The sequence below is a fragment of the Pseudomonas arsenicoxydans genome (genome assembly GCF_900103875.1).
GTDB classification, from domain to species: Bacteria; Pseudomonadota; Gammaproteobacteria; order Pseudomonadales; family Pseudomonadaceae; genus Aquipseudomonas; species Aquipseudomonas arsenicoxydans.
The window spans coordinates 5,635,151-5,650,697 of sequence record NZ_LT629705.1; the positions used below are offsets into that span (position 1 = coordinate 5,635,151).

The window sequence follows — 15,547 nt, forward strand, 5'->3', positions numbered from 1 at the left end:
TAAAGGCCGGCGCGCACTATACCGGAATTCGCCCAAAAAGGGAGCATTATTTGTCGGAAAACTGACGGATTCACCGTTGTGTCACAGGCTTTGCGGATATTTGTGCAACGGTCTATTTTTCAAAGGCCCGGCCCCGCTGACGATGACGCTAAAACGGTTCACCCTAGCGATGCAGACCTTCGGTCTGACCTCTCCTTTGCGCCCCCGAGGAAAAGCTTCATGAATCAGTCCGGCTCCAGTCGTGTAACCCGCGAGCGACACGGTCATGTCCTGATGATCGGCCTGGATCGGGTGGCCAAGCGCAATGCGTTCGACCTCGACCTGCTCAATGAACTGAGCCTGGCCTATGGCGAGTTCGAGGCCGACAGCGAAGCGCGTGTGGCAGTGGTGTTCGGTCATGGCGAGCATTTCACCGCCGGGCTCGACCTGGTCAGTGCCAGCGCGGCGCTGGCCGAAGGCTGGCAGGCGCCGCCCGGAGGTTGCGATCCGTGGGGCGTGTTTGCCGGGCCCAGGGTCAGCAAACCGGTGATTGTCGCCGCTCAAGGCTACTGCCTGACTATCGGTATCGAGCTGATGCTGGCCGCAGATATCAATCTCTGCGCCAGCAACACCCGTTTTGCCCAGAAAGAAGTGCAGCGCGGGATCTTTCCCTTCGGCGGTGCCACCTTGCGCTTGCATCAGGTCGCCGGCTGGGGCAATGCCATGCGCTGGCTGCTGACCGGCGATGAGTTCGATGCCCACGAGGCGCTGCACCTGGGGTTGGTGCAGGAAGTCATGGCCAGCGAGGATCTGCTGCCACGGGCGATCGAATTGGCTGAACGCATTGCACGGCAGGCGCCGCTGGGGGTTCAGGCGACGTTGATGTCTGCGCGCCAGGCTCGTTATGAAGGAGAAACCGTGGCGGCACAGGCGTTACCGCCGCTGGTGAAGAAGCTGCTGGCGAGCGAGGATGCCAAGGAGGGTGTGCGGTCGATGATTGAGAAGCGACCGGGCGTCTTTAAAGGGCTTTGAGGGATGTGTTGGCTATGAGGGCCCTTCGCGGGTGAGCCCGCTCCCACAGGTTTTGTGATCGATGCAAATAACTGTGGGAGCGGGCTTGCTCCGGGCGGCGCTCCGACGAAGAGGCCAGTCCAGGCAACAAATCAAGTCGCCGGGCGAATCGCCTTGATCAACGACTGCAACGAATAGCCCAACCGCGGCGCAAGCCCTTCAGCCCGGGCAATCAGCCCATCCATGTCCAGATCCTGGTCGAGCTCCGAAGGCACCAGCAGGATCACGTTGCCCTCCTTCACCGGCAGCTCCCAGTAATGGCGGTGATAGAGCCCGCGCAACAGCGCCGCGCCTAACGGCTTGCCGTCATCCGTGGCCCATTGATTGATCACCAGCCAGCCACCCGGATTCAGCCGTTTCTGACAGTTTTCCAGAAAACTCCACGCCAGATGCCCGACACCCGGGCCGACATCGGTGTAAAGGTCGACGAAAATCAGGTCCGCCGGCTCTGCCGTCTCCAGCAGGTCCAGCGCATCGCCGACGCGAATGTAAAGACGTGGATCGTCATCCAGCCCAAGGTATTCGATCGCCAGGCGCGGCACATCCGGGCGCAACTCGATGGCTTCGACGTCTTCGAGCGGCAGAAACTTGAGGCACGCCTGAGTCAGCGTGCCGGCCCCAAGGCCCAGAAACAGCGCACTTTCCGGGTGTTCGTGACACAGCGCGCCAATCAACATGGCCCGCGTGTAGTCGTACTCGAGCCAGCTTGGATCGGCGGTGAATACGCAGCTCTGCTCGATGGCATCACCGAACTCCAGAAACCGGTAATCGGCCACTTCCAGCACGCGAATCACGCCGAACTCATCCTGTACCTCGGCGAGCAGATGCTCGACGCGCTCCTCAGTCATTTCGTCTCCTGATCGTTACCGGCCCGGCAACGCGATAAACCGCAACATGAAGCGGCAAAGGCGCGATTGTCCGCGAAGCGACCGGAACAGGTCACGCACTAATTTGCTGATAACATGGACGTCCGAGCGGAAAAACCTAGAGAACATGATGAGCCAACCCTGGAGTCCTGACAGCTGGCGCGCCCTGCCGATCCAGCAACAACCCCAATACCCTGACGCCGCACATTTGCAGCAGGTCGAGCAAACCCTGGCCAGTTATCCGCCGCTGGTGTTTGCCGGTGAGGCTCGGGAGTTGCGCCGTCAGTTTGCCGAAGTGACCCAAGGCCGCGCGTTTCTGTTGCAAGGTGGCGACTGCGCCGAGAGTTTCGCCGAGTTTTCCGCCGCGAAAATTCGCGACACCTTCAAAGTGCTGTTGCAAATGGCGATCGTCATGACCTTCGCCGCCGGGTGCCCGGTGGTCAAGGTCGGGCGCATGGCCGGTCAGTTCGCCAAACCGCGTTCGGCCAACGATGAAACCATCGATGGCGTGACCCTGCCCGCCTACCGTGGCGACATCGTCAACGGCATCGGCTTCGACGAAAAGAGCCGCGTGCCGGACCCGGAACGCCTATTGCAGTCTTATCACCAGTCCACCGCGACCCTGAACCTGCTGCGCGCCTTCGCCCAAGGCGGGTTTGCCGATCTGCATCAGGTACACAAGTGGAACCTGGACTTCATAGCCAACTCGGCGCTGGCTGAAAAATACAGCCACCTGGCCGATCGCATCGATGAAACCCTCGCCTTCATGCGCGCCTGTGGCATGGACAGCTCGCCACAACTGCGCGAGACCAGTTTCTTCACCGCCCACGAAGCCTTGCTGCTGAACTACGAAGAAGCCTTCGTGCGCCGCGACAGCCTGACCAACGATTATTACGATTGCTCGGCGCACATGTTGTGGATCGGCGACCGCACTCGTCAGCTCGACGGCGCCCACGTCGAATTCCTGCGCGGGGTGAACAACCCGATCGGGGTCAAGGTCGGTCCGAGCATGAATCCTGATGACCTGATTCGCCTGATCGACGTGCTCAACCCGGACAACGACCCAGGTCGCTTGAACCTGATCGCGCGCATGGGTGCGAACAAGGTCGGCGATCACTTGCCGCAACTGATCCGCGCCGTACAGCGTGAAGGCAAGCAGGTGCTCTGGAGTTCGGACCCGATGCACGGCAATACCATCAAGGCCAGCAGCGGCTACAAGACCCGCGACTTCGCGCAGATTCTCGGCGAGGTGAAACAGTTCTTCCAGGTTCACGAAGCGGAAGGCAGTTACGCCGGCGGTATCCACATCGAGATGACCGGGCAGAACGTGACCGAATGCATTGGTGGCGCGCGGCCGATTACTGAAGACGGGTTGTCGGACCGGTATCACACGCATTGCGACCCGCGGATGAATGCCGATCAGTCGCTGGAACTGGCGTTTCTGATTGCCGAGACCTTGAAGCAGGTTCGACGCTAAACCGCGCCGCCCCATCGCGAGCCTGCTCGCGATGGGGCAAGGTCAGTTACCGCCAAGCCGAGCCAATGCCACCCGCAACTTCGCCGCACTCTCCCGCTGACAATTCAACTGAATCCGCTCAAGCCCCAACCAATCGGCCATTTGCTGCAGATTGGCCGCCAACGCCAGCATCCCCGCCTCGTCCAGCCCCGGCTCTTCCTCATGCACGGCATGCACTGCCAAGCGGCTCAACGCCCGCTCGGCGCGCAGGTCAACCCGCGCGGCTATCCGTTCATTGTGCAAAAACGGCAACACGTAATAGCCATAGACCCGCTTGTCCTGCGGCGTATAGATCTCCAGCCGGTAACGGAAATCGAACAAGCGCTCGGTTCGACTACGCTCCCAGATCAGCGAATCAAAGGGTGAAAGCAATGCACTGGCCTCGACTTTGCGCGGCACTTTCGGCTCGGGCAGGCAGTAGGCCGGTTGGCGCCAGTCCTGAACCTCACAAGTCTGCAACTCACCCGCTTCCACCAGTTCCGCCAGCCGCGGCCGACTGTCCGCCGGGTTCAGGCGAAAATAATCGCGCAGGTCCTTTTCCGTACCGACACCCAATGCGGTCGCGGCGTGCAACAACAGCCCACGCTGGGCCTCAGCCTCACTGAGCAGCGGCTGTTGCAGTATGGCCGAAGGAATCACCCGCTCCGGCAGGTCATAAAGGCGCTCAAAGCCCCGCCGGCCGGCGACAGTGACTTCACCGGTGGCGAATAACCATTCGAGTGCATGCTTCTCAGCGCTCCAGTCCCACCACGGCCCTGCCCGCTCTTGACGGGTCGACAGGCTTCCTGCGCCCAAGGCACCGAGCTCCTCGACCGAAGCCAGCACCCGACGAATTGTCTCTTGCTGCTCACGCCCGAATCGCGCCAGTTGCTGATAGATATCTTCGCCGCGGGTTGCACGCTGCATGCGCCAGCGCATCAAGGGATACATCGACAAGGGCAGCAATGAGGCTTCATGGCCCCAATACTCGAACAACGTGCGTCGCCGGCCTTTACTCCAGGCAGCCTGGTCGAGCAAATCGGGGGAGTAATTACCAAGGCGGGAAAACAGAGGAAGGTAGTGCGAGCGCACCAACGCATTGACCGAATCGATCTGCACGATGCCCAGTCGTTCGATCAGCCGGTTGAGCTGGACCGGTTTGATCGCCGCTGGCGGTTGCCGCCCGTTGAACCCTTGGGCGGCCAGCGCCAGACGTCGAGCCTGTTTGAGGGTAAAGGACACTGTTGCGGGCATGAGCATCTCCTTGTCTGCTCGCAACCTACCTCACCGGGAAGTGGTTTGTGTAGCGATGGGCTCATCATTTATGCATCGGATCGTCCCAGAACGGTCTGACCGATTCGTGCTCTACATCCGCGCGACTCACGCCGATGTCTTTCAGAGCTTCGTCGCTCAAACTCGCCAGGAGCTCACGTTCACGATGAAGCTCGTACCAGCGACCAAACTTGTGCAGCAGATCGGAAACCGCGTGGATTGAGAATTTATCTACCGTTACATGTTCGTTTTGACCTTTCATCTTGATGTCCTCCGTTGGGGATGGCTCAAGTCTCGCCTCAGCGCTAAGATCAATCCAACGAATGTTTCTGATGGTAACCATCTCGGAGATTGATGGATGTCGGCGTACCCCAGTATCGATACCGATGTACTGCGCACCTTTGTCGCCATCGCCGACCACGGCGGCTTTACCCGTGCCGGTGAATTGGTCAACCGCACGCAGTCCGCAGTCAGCATGCAGATGAAGCGCCTGGAAGAAGACGTATTGCAGCGCCAGTTGTTCGAGCGCGATGGGCGTCAGGTTAAGCTGACGGCGGAAGGCCAAGTGCTGCTGGGCTATGCGCGGCGCATCCTCAAACTCCATAGCGAAGTCTTCAATACCCTGCGCGAGCCGCATATGGTCGGCACGGTGCGCATCGGCACGCCGGATGATTATGTGATGCGCTTCCTGCCAGGGATTTTGTCGCGCTTTGCCAAGATCTATCCGCTGATCCAGATCGAAGTTCACTGCGAATCAACCAAGCAGTTGCTCCAGCGTCAGGACCTCGATCTGTCGATCATCACCCGGGAGCCTGGCACCGAAATTGGCCAGTTGCTGCGCAAGGAGCGCTTTGTCTGGGCCGAAGCACAATGCTTCAGCGCCCATGAGCAGACGCCGTTGCCGCTGGCGATGTTCAACAGTGATTGTTTCTGCAGGCTGTGGGCGTGTAATGCACTGGACGCGATGGGGCGCGATTACCGCATCGCCTATAACAGTTCGAGTCTGTCGGCGCTGATGGCCGTGGTCAGCGCCGGGCTGGCCGTCACCGCGCAACTGGAAAGCCTGATCACACCGGACATGCGCATTCTCGGCGCCGCCGAAGAGCTGCCGCTGTTGCCGGAAGCCTGCATCATGCTGGTGCGCAACCTGCACAACCCGTCACCGATCACCGAGTGCCTGGCCGAGCATATCGTCGAAGGCTTCAAACTTTAAACGCGAGCATCACCGCGCACAGCACCAGGAATCCGCAGAACAACCCGCGCAACAGTCGCTCCGGCATGGCGTGGGCAATCCTCACGCCCCAACTGATGCTCATCAAGCCACCGACCGCCAAGGGCAGGCCGATCATCCAGTCCACTTGATGGTGTACTGCGTATGTCACCAGGGTGACGCCGGTGCTGGGCAGCGCCAACGCCAGCGATAACCCTTGGGCCACCACTTGGGTGGTGCCGAACAGGCTGGTTAACACCGGCGTTGCCACCACTGCACCGCCAACCCCGAACAGTCCGCCCATGGCGCCGGATGCCGCACCCAACACCCCCAACCAAGGCCAGGAGTAGCGCATTTGTGCAGAGGCCGGCGCGTTGGCGGTAAACATGCGCACAAGGTTGTAAGCCGATAGAACAATCAGGAACGCGACAAAGCCGATTCGCATGGTTTGTGCGTCGATGCCGACGGCCCAGATCGAACCAAGCCAGGCAAAGCAGAAACCCATCGCGGCCAACGGCAGCGCATGACGCATTTCGATGCGATTGCGCTGGTGATAACGCCACAGCGCCAGCATGACATTAGGCACTACCATCACCAGCGCCGTGCCTTGGGCGATCTGTTGATCCAGACCGAACAACACACCCAGCAACGGTATTGCGATCAAACCGCCGCCGATGCCGAATATGCCGCCCAGGGTTCCCAACGCTGCGCCGAAGGCCAGGTACATGAAGATTTCAATCACGAGCGATTTCCTTTTGTCAGGCCGCCCATCCTACGCAGTCGACGCTGGCGGGGAAACGCAAAGCAACGCATAACGACTATGCCAACCTCGAATACCTGAAAACGAGGTTGAGCCCCATCCCGCCGAGGGATTTGCCGTTGCAGAACAATATGCATAGTCGCTAGCCCAGAATTATCTGGCGCATTAAAGATTCGCCCGCTAGATTCATGACGATCACTGATCAAGGTTTTGAAATGGACACCGAGAGCAACACCCCTGACACCTACGAACAGCTGCTGCTGGATAACCAGATCTGCTTCGCCCTGCATTCCACTTCGCTGCTGATGACCAAGGTCTACAAGCCGCTATTGCAGGCGCTGGGCCTGACTTATCCGCAATACCTGGCGATGATGGTGTTGTGGCAGAAGGACGGATTGACCGTCGGTGAAATCAGCTCGCAGCTGCTGACCGATCCCGGCTCACTGACGCCTCTGCTCAAGCGCCTGGAAGTCGAAGGCTTGCTGACCCGTACCCGCAGCCGTGAAGACGAACGGGTGGTGATTGTCGAACTCACCGAACAGGGACGCGCGCTGCGCGACAAGGCTCGCAGCATTCCCCAGTGCATCCTCGCCGCCAGCGGACAAACACTGGAGCATCTGCAGAAGCTTCAAGCTGAGCTTCAGGATCTGCGCAGTCATCTGCAAGACAGTCTCTGATTACCACTATCCTCTGTGGGAGCGAGCAGGCTCGCCCCCCACATTTGTCTTGCAAAGCCCCCCACTGACCCGCGCCACTTAAAAAAACTCTCGCCAAAAATCTGGCTGCGACAGCTCTACCTCAGCATTCCCGACCGACACCCGTCTTAAAGCCAAAAGGTTTTTTCAAAATTTATCTTGCGCGCTAAATATTAGCGAAGTACATTCACTTCGCACTTACTTAGCGCGCAAACATTTAGCGCAAACCATCCGCTCCCAAATGAGGCTCACACCATGCAAACTCTTTACACCGCAATCGCAACCTCCACCGGCGGCCGTGACGGTCGTGCGGTTTCCAGCGACAACATCCTCGACGTCAAACTCGCCACCCCGAAAGAACTCGGCGGTGCTGGCGGCGCAGCGACCAACCCTGAGCAACTGTTCGCAGCCGGTTACTCCGCCTGCTTCATCGGCGCACTGAAATTCGTCGCCAGCCAGACCAAGCGCAGCATCCCCAACGACGCATCGATCACCGCCCATGTCGGCATCGGCCAGATCCCTGGCGGCTTCGGTCTGGATATCGATTTGCACATCAGCCTGCCGGGTCTTGAACAAGCCGACGCGCAAAGCCTGGTCGACGCCGCCCACCAAGTCTGCCCGTACTCGAACGCCACCCGTGGCAACGTTGATGTGCGCCTGCACGTTACCGTCTAAGCATTGAAGTGGTAAGCAAGGAGCCCGCGGCGCGGTCGGCGTTGTTGCAAGGCTGCGAAGAGCTCAAGCAACATTTGAAATAGAAAAAGCAAAAAGATCGCAGCCTCGTTTTACTCGACAGCTCCTACAAGGGTTTTGAAATCCCGCGTAGGAGCTGTCGAGTGAAACGAGGCTGCGATCCTTTGATCTTCGGCCACAAAAAAGCCCGACTCAATGGTCGGGCTTTTTCATTCCTCAAGCGGTGCTTATTTAGCACGGCCTTTGTAGGAACCGCCTTCGCGGGTATCGATTTCGATCATGTCGCCGATTTCGATGAAGTCAGCAACCGACAGTTCGGTACCGTTCTTCAGTTTGGCAGGCTTCATTACCTTGCCGGAAGTGTCACCGCGAGCGGAACCTTCGGTGTAGTCAACCTGACGCACGATGGTGGTCGGCAGTTCTACGGAAACCAGACGCTCTTCGAAGAAGATCGCTTCGCAAACATCGGTCATGCCTTCTTCAACGAAAGGCAGAACGGCTTCGATGTCTTCAGCGTTCAGCTCGTACATGGTGTAGTCGGTGGTGTCCATGAACGTGTAGGTGTCGCCGCTGATGAAGGACAGGGTCGCTTCTTTGCGGTCGAGGATTACGTCGTCCAGTTTGTCGTCAGCGCTGTAAACGATTTCGGTCTTGTAACCGGTCAGCAGGTTTTTCAGCTTGGTCTTCATGATCGCGCTGTTACGACCGGATTTGGTGAATTCAGCTTTCTGAACCAGCCAAGGATCGTTTTCGAGACGGATCACGGTACCGGGTTTCAGTTCTTTACCAGTTTTCATTGCGAATATCCGAATTTGGATGGGATTTACAAAAATCTAGGCCGCGTATCATATCCAATTTACATAAAACTGTACCAGCGCTGCGGCAAGATCGGCCTGCAAGGCCTGTTCCAGACACCACGCCTCGGCATGTTTTTGCAGTTCGGGCCAGTGTTTACGGGTTGCTAGCCAGTGGTCAGACATATCATGACCTGCATTCCACGTTCGCCAAAGACCGCTGATCGCCTCGCGGGCAGGCTCGGACAGGCCTTTGACGTACAGCGCGAGGAAGGCATCGAGCTTATCAAGGTGGATGTCTTCGTCCTGCCGATAGATGTGCCAGAGCAGCGGCCGCCCGGCCCATTGGGCGCGGACAAAGGAATCTTCGCCGCGCACGGCGTTGAAATCGCAGCACCACAGCAGGTGATCGTATTGATCCTGCCGGACGAACGGCAACACCTGGACGGTCAAGGCTTCGCGAACATGCACCGCGCCCGCCGCTAACCCGTCAACGCCTAGCCAGCGTTCGACATCCCCCAGGATCCGGCCTTCAGGCACCAGCAGATGGGTGGGCGTCGAATCAGCGGCCATCGTATCGAGCCAGCTGGCCAGCCCGGCATTCTCGTAGGCAAACAGCGAGATCAGTTGGGCGCTTGGCGCACGATCAATCCCCAGGCCTTGCAGAAACTCACGCTGAGCTTCTGGGTCTTGCTGAAATTGCCTGCGCCGCTCAAGCAACCCGCTTTCACGCAGCAAACCTCCGGTGCCTTTCTGAAACCCCGGAAAGAAGAAGTACTTTTGCACGTTCTTGTACTTCACCGACGGCAGACCATGGCAGCCAATCACCCAGTCTTCGGCGCTCAGATAATCGAGGTTCATCCACAGCGGCGGCTTTTCCCGCGCAGCCATCGCGTCCATGTAAGGACTTGGCAATTGGCAGGCAAACGCGGCAATCACCACATCCGCCGCTTCGGTGGGTAGCCAGTCGGTTGGCCAATGACACACTTCCACTCCCTGCTGCCACTGCTGCGAAGCTTCCCTGTCGATTTCTGGACAGATCCGTTCGAAGGCACGCAAATCATCGACCCACAAACGCACCGCGACCGAGTGCTCGGCCACGAGTTGTCGGGCCAGGCGCCAGGTCACACCGATATCGCCAAAGTTGTCGACCACGGTGCAAAAAATATCCCAGCGCCTGCGATTTTTCACTTGAGGCATTTCAGGCATTCCAGGCTCCCGTTGGCAAAGGCGCCGATTGTCCGCATAAATTACCTCGTGCAGAAGAGCCGACGGCGATTAATCTTCGTGCGACAATCGCCACTCCCCCGCGAACACCGCCAGGAGGCAGCCATGCCCTACCGTCCCAACCCGCGCCGCCCGTTGCCGGGCCAGCTCAATGCCTTGCAACTCAGTGGCAGCATTGCCCTCGGTGTATGGCTGGGGTTCATCGCCATCGCGTTGACCTGCTGGCTCGCCTCGCGCCTGCTGTTCAGCGAGCAACTCGCGCCGGTGGCTGCCGTGGTGGAGCAATTGGCCAAACCGCCGGAGGTGACGCGACAGGTACCGGACATCCCGCCGCAAAGCCCGATATTTCAACAATACGAAGAGAACCTGCGCAAGAACGAGCAGCAGCAACGCATGGATCAGGCTCGCAGCAGCAGCCGCAATCTATCCAATCCGAAATGCCAGTTCTGGCTGCAACAGGACCAGACCGCGCCGAGCGAAAAAAGCCGCGCCAACGTCCTGCAATTCTGCGACTGATCATGAATAAACAAGCTGTCCACCAATTGATTCTCGCCAAGCTGCGCGTCGATCTCGACATCGCCGAGCGTGCCGCGCAAACCGCATACGAAACCGCGACCCACGAAGAAAACATCGCCGAAAACAAGTATGACACCCTGGGCCTGGAAGCCTCTTATCTGGCGGCTGGACAGGCTAAAAGGGTGGAAGAAATCAGGCAGTCACTTGCGCTTTGCCAAAACCTTACCTTACGGTCGTATGACGAACAACGCGGGATCGAAGTGGGCGCCCTGTTGGGTCTGGAAGACGAAAAGGGTCGTGAGCAATGGTTGTTTCTGGCCCCCGATGCGGCGGGCTTGAAGGTCGATCTGGTGGGACAGATGATTACCGTCATCACCCCTCGCTCACCACTGGGCAAAAGCCTGCTGGGCAAGTTCGAAGGGGACGAGGTGGAGATTCTGGTGGCGGGCGCTCGGCAACAGTTTTCCGTTACCGAGGTCATTTAAGCAGGATTAATGGACCGGCAGTTCGACGCCGTCGAACAGTTCTTCCAGTTCCTGCTTGTTGTGGCACTGGATGGCCTTAGCCATGACTTCACGGGTCAGATGCGGCGCAAACTTCTCGATGAAGTCGCACATGAAACCACGCAGGAAAGTGCCGCGACGGAAACCGATTTTGGTGATGCTGGACTCGAAAAGATCGCTGGCATCGAGCATGACCAGGTCGCTGTCGAGTTTGGCATCGACCGCCATTTTCGCCACGATGCCCACGCCCAGACCCAGGCGCACGTAAGTCTTGATGACGTCGGCGTCGGCGGCGGTGAACACCACTTTCGGCGTCAGGCCGCGATGGCTGAACGCTTCGTCGAGTTTCGAACGACCGGTGAAACCGAACACGTAGGTCACGATCGGGTATTCGGCCAGGGCTTCGAGGGTCAGCTTCGACAGCTTGGTCAGCGGGTGGCCCTGAGGCACGACCACGCAGCGGTTCCAGCGATAGCACGGCATCATCACCAGGTCACCGAACAACTCCAGCGCTTCGGTGGCGATGGCGAAATCGACGGTGCCGTCAGCGGCCATCTCGGCGATCTGCATCGGCGAACCCTGGTGCATGTGCAGGGCAACGTCCGGGTATTGCTTGATGAAATTGCTGATCACCGGCGGCAGCGCATAACGCGCCTGGGTATGCGTGGTGGCGATCGACAGGGTGCCTTTCTTCTCGTTGGAGAATTCCTGGGCAATCTGCTTGATGCTTTCAACCTTACGCAAGATCTCGCCGGCGGTGGTGATGATGCGCTCGCCGGCCGGGGTGACGCGGGTCAGGTGCTTGCCGCTGCGGGCAAATACTTCAACGCCGAGTTCGTCTTCCAGCAGACGGATCTGTTTACTGATGCCCGGTTGCGAGGTGTATAGGCTTTGGGCGGTAGCGGAAACGTTGAGGTCGTGGTGCGCCACTTCCCAGATGTAGCGCAGTTGTTGAAGCTTCATATGAATCCCTCAAAGCAGGTAGACGCCACGGGCATCAGCGACGGTATATAACTATATTAATGGTTTGAAGAATAAATCTAGAACTTTTTCATCAAACTGCCACTATTCGCGCGCTATCGATCCCCTTTGCGGCGACGCTCCACCAGCGGCACCAGATACACCGGCACCCGAGACAGTTGCAACACTCGCGCAGCGGTCCTGCCCAGAGGCGTTTCCGCGCCAGTACCATGGCTATGACTACCTACGATCAACAAATCCACGGAGAGTTTCTGCGCCTGGTCAAGAATCACCTGCGACGGATCGCCCTGCAGCACCCGCACCGCTTGAATCCGCTCCAGGTCCTGCTCCCCTTCATCCCCCAACTCTTCGCGAAAGCTGTCGAGCACCCGCTGCTCGATATTGGCAATCACCGTGTTCAGGCCCTGACTGTGAAACTCGTTCAAGGCCTGTTCATCGAGGTAGCTCTGAAGTACTGATTCGGCAAACAACCCCATCGGCTCAACCGCATGCACCACATACAGGTCGGCATTGAAGGTTCGCGCCAGTGCCAATGCATGCTGCATCACCAACGGTGCGTACAGACCGAGGTCAGTGGCATACAGCATCGAACGAATCATATGACCTCCTCGCGTGCCAACATGGCGGAGATTTGATTCAGCTTAGCAGTGCCGTGGCGAGTACGACGTCTGACCTAACGCATTGAACCGTGGGCTTAAACTTTTTGCTCATTGCTTATGCCATGGGGCACGTGACCGGTGGCAACCACTTCGCGGGCCAGTTCGCAATGGCCTGCCTGATCGTCGAAAAACACGTCGGCGGCGAAGGCCTCGAGGAACGCCGACTTGGTCAGGCCGCCAAGAAACAACGACTCGTCCAGACGAATATCCCACTCGCGCAAGGTACGGATCACCCGTTCGTGGGCCGGTGCCGACCGCGCCGTTACCAGGGCGGTGCGAATCGGACAGGCGTCATCGGGGAACTCGCGTTGCAACAGATTGAGGGCGGCGAGGAAGCCTTTGAACGGGCCTCCCCGCAGAGGCTCGCGAGCCGATTCGCGCTCGCTGGCCTGAAACGCTTCCAGCCCACCGGACTGATAGACCCGTTCCGACTCGTCGGAAAACAGCACCGCGTCACCGTCAAAGGCAATGCGCAGTTCATCGCTGGCCGCGCGGCTGGCACCGCCCGACAAAATAGTCGCCGCGGCGAATCCAGCGTCCAAAGCACTGCGCACGTCTTCAGCATGGGTCGACAAAAAGAGATCGCAGCCAAAGGCCTTGAGGTAAGGATAAGGGCTGCGTCCACCGACAAACGCCGCGCGGGAAATCGCCAGGCCATAGTGATGGATCGAGTTGAACACCCGCAGGCCGGTGTCGGCGCTGTTGCGCGACACCAGGATCACCTCGACCCGTGCGCGACCGAGGCGAGTGTTCAGGTTCAGGAGTTTTTCCACCAGCGGGAAGGCATCCCCGGGTTCGAGGATTTCGTCTTCGTGTTCAATCTGATATTGCCGGTAGGCCTCGACGCCGCTCGACAGATAGACCTTGTGGCTTTCACTCAGGTCGAACAGTGCCCGTGAAGAAATCGCCAGCACCAGTTTGTCGTCGATAGTCTTTGCCATGCCCTTCTCCCTCAGGTTGATCGACTCACCTGTTGCGTCGATCGATAAAACTCAAACTGCGATACAAGGCTTCGATTCGTGGCAATTCACACCCCGCCGCCCGGGCGACCGCCAGTGGCCTCGCGTAGATGGCTTGCAGTTCCAGTGGCCGCTTGTGCAGAAAATCGTGGTGCATGCTCGGCCAATAGTCGGGCATTTTTTCAGTCATCATGAACAGATAATCAGCATAACCGGCCGGCATATCGTGCCCGCAGGCCTTTGCGCCCTGCACCACTTCGGCCATCAGTGCCTTGATCAGTTCCCGGCTATCGACGTCGGCCATCAACGGCGCAGTACTCGCCCCGAGCAATACCGACAACCCGTTGTAGGGGATATTCCAGACCAGTTTCTGCCAGCGCGCCTGGTGCAGGTTCGGCATGGCCTGGGAGTCGATGCCGGCTGTGCGGAACAACCCGGCGCCTTCCTCGACAATAGCCATGCGCGCCTGATCGTCGATAGCCGGACCACTGTGATAGCCGATGTTGACCGCGCCAAGCGCCTGATGGGTGATCACGCCCGGGCCTTCGCGATGGACGCAGATCAGGCACAGGCCGCCCAGCAAGTGCAGTGAATCGGGGAGCAACTCGCGCAAGCTGTCTTCGACGTCCAGGCCATTTTGCAGCAGCAGGACCTTGGCATTCGGGGCCGCTGCCTGAATGATGGCGGGCGCCAGGTCCGCGTTGCTGGTGGTTTTTGCGCCGACCAGCAACCAGTCGCAGGCGGGCATGTCTTCAGCCGACGAGTAGGCCTGAACCGGATTCAGCATCAGCGCGCCGTGCACGGCACTGTCGAGTTGCAAACCGCGTTCGGCCACCGCGGCGAATTCACTGCGCAACAAGAAGTGCACATCAAAACCGGCACGCGCCAGCATCACCCCGTAGAACCCGCCGATCGCGCCGGTTCCGATAATACCGATTGTCGGCCTGGCAACTGCCCCCATCATGGCAACTCCTCTGCAATTCGATTGAGCGCCTGCCCTAGGGCCTCATTGAGCCCGATGCCGGTCAGGCGCGACTGTACTGGCCCGAAGAACTCGCCGTCGCGCACCACAAACAGCGCCGGCAAATGAAAAACCTGATAACGCTCGACCAATCCGCCATTGTCCCCCGCATCGATCCAGCACAGCCGGTCGATCGCCAGATCAAGTCTTGGCAATTGCTCTCGTGCAAACCGGCAGGAGGCGCAGCCGACACTGGTGAAAATCACCAGTGAAACACCGCTTGAGGCCAGCAGCCGTTGGTCGGCGTCGAAATCAGTCAGTTCCCATTCGACCACTATACTGGGGTGAACAATGTCAGATGGCCGACACATGGAGTCCGTGCTCATGGGACGTTTTATTCCTCATCCTGACGATGTGCCTGTTGAATTAACGTTACTCAAACCTGAGTGTATTTCACGACAACAGCTGCACACTATCAGCCTGGGCGGCATGGCTTGCAATTACCACCGCGCGTGGCGCCACGGTACGGCGCTTGAAGTTCGCATGCCGACCCTTAATCCCGATTTGCGTTTTCTGGGCTATGTGGCCTGGTGCTTGCGCCGAAAGCGCGGCTATCTGGTGGGCATCGCCTTCGTTGACGAGCAGATGATGTTCAGCGCCCGGATGGGCGAGCAGGTGTGCCAGATCGAACGTTATTGTCGCCAGCACGACTCGCATAACGACCTGCAGGAAACCCAGGCCCTGGCCCTCGAATGGGTCCAGCAGCATGCCGACGAGTTCTCTCACGACACGGTTCGCAGGGCCTTTGCCCAGGCTGTGCTGGATTAGGTGGCGTTCTCAATTCGTGAGAATGCCCCCTAAACCGGCGTCTGCCCATTGTCGAGCAGGCGCCTAACGCGCTAAGGT

The 15,547-nt window shown here is 58.9% G+C and carries 19 protein-coding genes; 8 read left to right on the top strand and 11 right to left on the bottom strand.

From position 1 onward, the window contains the following. The first annotated feature begins 219 nt into the window (after positions 1-219). On the top strand, positions 220-1,011 hold the full coding sequence (locus BLQ41_RS26310; protein ID WP_090186418.1) for a crotonase/enoyl-CoA hydratase family protein: 792 nt from the start codon (positions 220-222) through the stop codon (positions 1,009-1,011). A gap of 131 nt (positions 1,012-1,142) precedes the next feature. On the opposite strand, the gene BLQ41_RS26315 is transcribed toward BLQ41_RS26310, so the two are convergent. Continuing rightward, positions 1,143-1,898: a spermidine synthase gene (locus BLQ41_RS26315; RefSeq protein WP_090186421.1), complete on the bottom strand. Its 756-nt coding sequence runs from the start codon at positions 1,896-1,898 to the stop codon at positions 1,143-1,145. Positions 1,899-2,046: 148 nt separating this feature from the next. Between BLQ41_RS26315 and BLQ41_RS26320 the strand changes: the two genes are divergently transcribed. After that, entirely contained in the window at positions 2,047-3,393 is a 1,347-nt protein-coding gene (locus BLQ41_RS26320) for a class II 3-deoxy-7-phosphoheptulonate synthase (protein WP_008017196.1), read from the top strand. A 42-nt stretch (positions 3,394-3,435) separates the two neighbouring features. Here BLQ41_RS26320 and BLQ41_RS26325 read toward each other — a convergent pair whose 3' ends face one another. Both BLQ41_RS26325 and BLQ41_RS26330 read right to left on the bottom strand, forming a co-directional pair. Further along, on the bottom strand, positions 3,436-4,665 hold the full coding sequence (locus BLQ41_RS26325) for a winged helix-turn-helix domain-containing protein (protein ID WP_090186423.1): 1,230 nt from the start codon (positions 4,663-4,665) through the stop codon (positions 3,436-3,438). A gap of 64 nt (positions 4,666-4,729) precedes the next feature. Further along, on the bottom strand, positions 4,730-4,945 hold the full coding sequence (locus tag BLQ41_RS26330; protein WP_090186426.1) for a DUF1127 domain-containing protein: 216 nt from the start codon (positions 4,943-4,945) through the stop codon (positions 4,730-4,732). A 96-nt stretch (positions 4,946-5,041) separates the two neighbouring features. On the opposite strand from BLQ41_RS26330, the gene BLQ41_RS26335 reads away from it, so the two are divergent. Beyond that, positions 5,042-5,896, top strand: coding sequence for a LysR family transcriptional regulator (locus BLQ41_RS26335; RefSeq protein WP_090186430.1), 855 nt, complete (start codon positions 5,042-5,044; stop codon positions 5,894-5,896). Here the strand turns inward: BLQ41_RS26335 and BLQ41_RS26340 are convergent. After that, positions 5,886-6,620: a sulfite exporter TauE/SafE family protein gene (locus tag BLQ41_RS26340; RefSeq protein WP_408003523.1), complete on the bottom strand. Its 735-nt coding sequence runs from the start codon at positions 6,618-6,620 to the stop codon at positions 5,886-5,888. The genes BLQ41_RS26335 and BLQ41_RS26340 overlap by 11 nt on opposite strands. A gap of 248 nt (positions 6,621-6,868) precedes the next feature. Between BLQ41_RS26340 and BLQ41_RS26345 the strand changes: the two genes are divergently transcribed. Both BLQ41_RS26345 and BLQ41_RS26350 read left to right on the top strand, forming a co-directional pair. Further along, the gene (locus BLQ41_RS26345) at positions 6,869-7,330 is read left to right on the top strand and encodes a MarR family winged helix-turn-helix transcriptional regulator (protein WP_090188847.1); all 462 of its coding nucleotides are present in this window, start codon (positions 6,869-6,871) and stop codon (positions 7,328-7,330) included. Positions 7,331-7,603: 273 nt separating this feature from the next. Beyond that, positions 7,604-8,023, top strand: coding sequence for an organic hydroperoxide resistance protein (locus BLQ41_RS26350; protein ID WP_047527178.1), 420 nt, complete (start codon positions 7,604-7,606; stop codon positions 8,021-8,023). A 245-nt stretch (positions 8,024-8,268) separates the two neighbouring features. Here the strand turns inward: BLQ41_RS26350 and BLQ41_RS26355 are convergent, their stop codons facing one another. Then, a complete protein-coding gene (locus BLQ41_RS26355; RefSeq protein ID WP_007943632.1) occupies positions 8,269-8,838 on the bottom strand; it encodes an elongation factor P in 570 nt (189 codons plus the stop codon). Between the two features lie 48 nt (positions 8,839-8,886). Beyond that, positions 8,887-10,044: an elongation factor P maturation arginine rhamnosyltransferase EarP gene (gene earP, locus BLQ41_RS26360; protein ID WP_090186435.1), complete on the bottom strand. Its 1,158-nt coding sequence runs from the start codon at positions 10,042-10,044 to the stop codon at positions 8,887-8,889. Between the two features lie 123 nt (positions 10,045-10,167). Between earP and BLQ41_RS26365 the strand changes: the two genes are divergently transcribed. Together BLQ41_RS26365 and BLQ41_RS26370 are read left to right on the top strand one after the other, a co-directional pair. Next, positions 10,168-10,578 (top strand): hypothetical protein, encoded by a 411-nt coding sequence (locus tag BLQ41_RS26365; RefSeq protein WP_090186437.1) that lies wholly within the window; start codon positions 10,168-10,170, stop codon positions 10,576-10,578. A 2-nt stretch (positions 10,579-10,580) separates the two neighbouring features. Next, complete coding sequence (locus BLQ41_RS26370; protein WP_090186440.1) at positions 10,581-11,063, top strand: GreA/GreB family elongation factor; 483 nt, start codon at positions 10,581-10,583, stop codon at positions 11,061-11,063. Between the two features lie 6 nt (positions 11,064-11,069). On the opposite strand, the gene cysB is transcribed toward BLQ41_RS26370, so the two are convergent. The 5 genes from cysB to BLQ41_RS26395 all read right to left on the bottom strand — a co-directional run bounded on the left by cysB (position 11,070) and on the right by BLQ41_RS26395 (position 15,027). Next, complete coding sequence (cysB, locus tag BLQ41_RS26375; protein ID WP_008148549.1) at positions 11,070-12,044, bottom strand: HTH-type transcriptional regulator CysB; 975 nt, start codon at positions 12,042-12,044, stop codon at positions 11,070-11,072. Between the two features lie 113 nt (positions 12,045-12,157). Beyond that, positions 12,158-12,661, bottom strand: a complete 504-nt coding sequence (locus tag BLQ41_RS26380) for a universal stress protein (protein ID WP_090186442.1) — start codon at positions 12,659-12,661, stop codon at positions 12,158-12,160. A gap of 95 nt (positions 12,662-12,756) precedes the next feature. Next, positions 12,757-13,662 carry a 5'-nucleotidase gene (locus BLQ41_RS26385; protein ID WP_090186446.1) on the bottom strand — a complete coding sequence of 302 codons (906 nt, stop codon included), beginning with the start codon at positions 13,660-13,662 and terminating at the stop codon, positions 12,757-12,759. A gap of 25 nt (positions 13,663-13,687) precedes the next feature. Continuing rightward, entirely contained in the window at positions 13,688-14,644 is a 957-nt protein-coding gene (locus tag BLQ41_RS26390; protein WP_090186448.1) for a putative 2-dehydropantoate 2-reductase, read from the bottom strand. Next, positions 14,641-15,027 (bottom strand): thioredoxin family protein, encoded by a 387-nt coding sequence (locus BLQ41_RS26395; RefSeq protein WP_090186449.1) that lies wholly within the window; start codon positions 15,025-15,027, stop codon positions 14,641-14,643. The genes BLQ41_RS26390 and BLQ41_RS26395 overlap by 4 nt, the downstream gene beginning before the upstream one ends. On the opposite strand from BLQ41_RS26395, the gene BLQ41_RS26400 reads away from it, so the two are divergent. Beyond that, positions 15,026-15,469 carry a PilZ domain-containing protein gene (locus BLQ41_RS26400; RefSeq protein WP_090186450.1) on the top strand — a complete coding sequence of 148 codons (444 nt, stop codon included), beginning with the start codon at positions 15,026-15,028 and terminating at the stop codon, positions 15,467-15,469. The genes BLQ41_RS26395 and BLQ41_RS26400 overlap by 2 nt on opposite strands. The last annotated feature ends 78 nt before the right edge of the window (positions 15,470-15,547 follow it).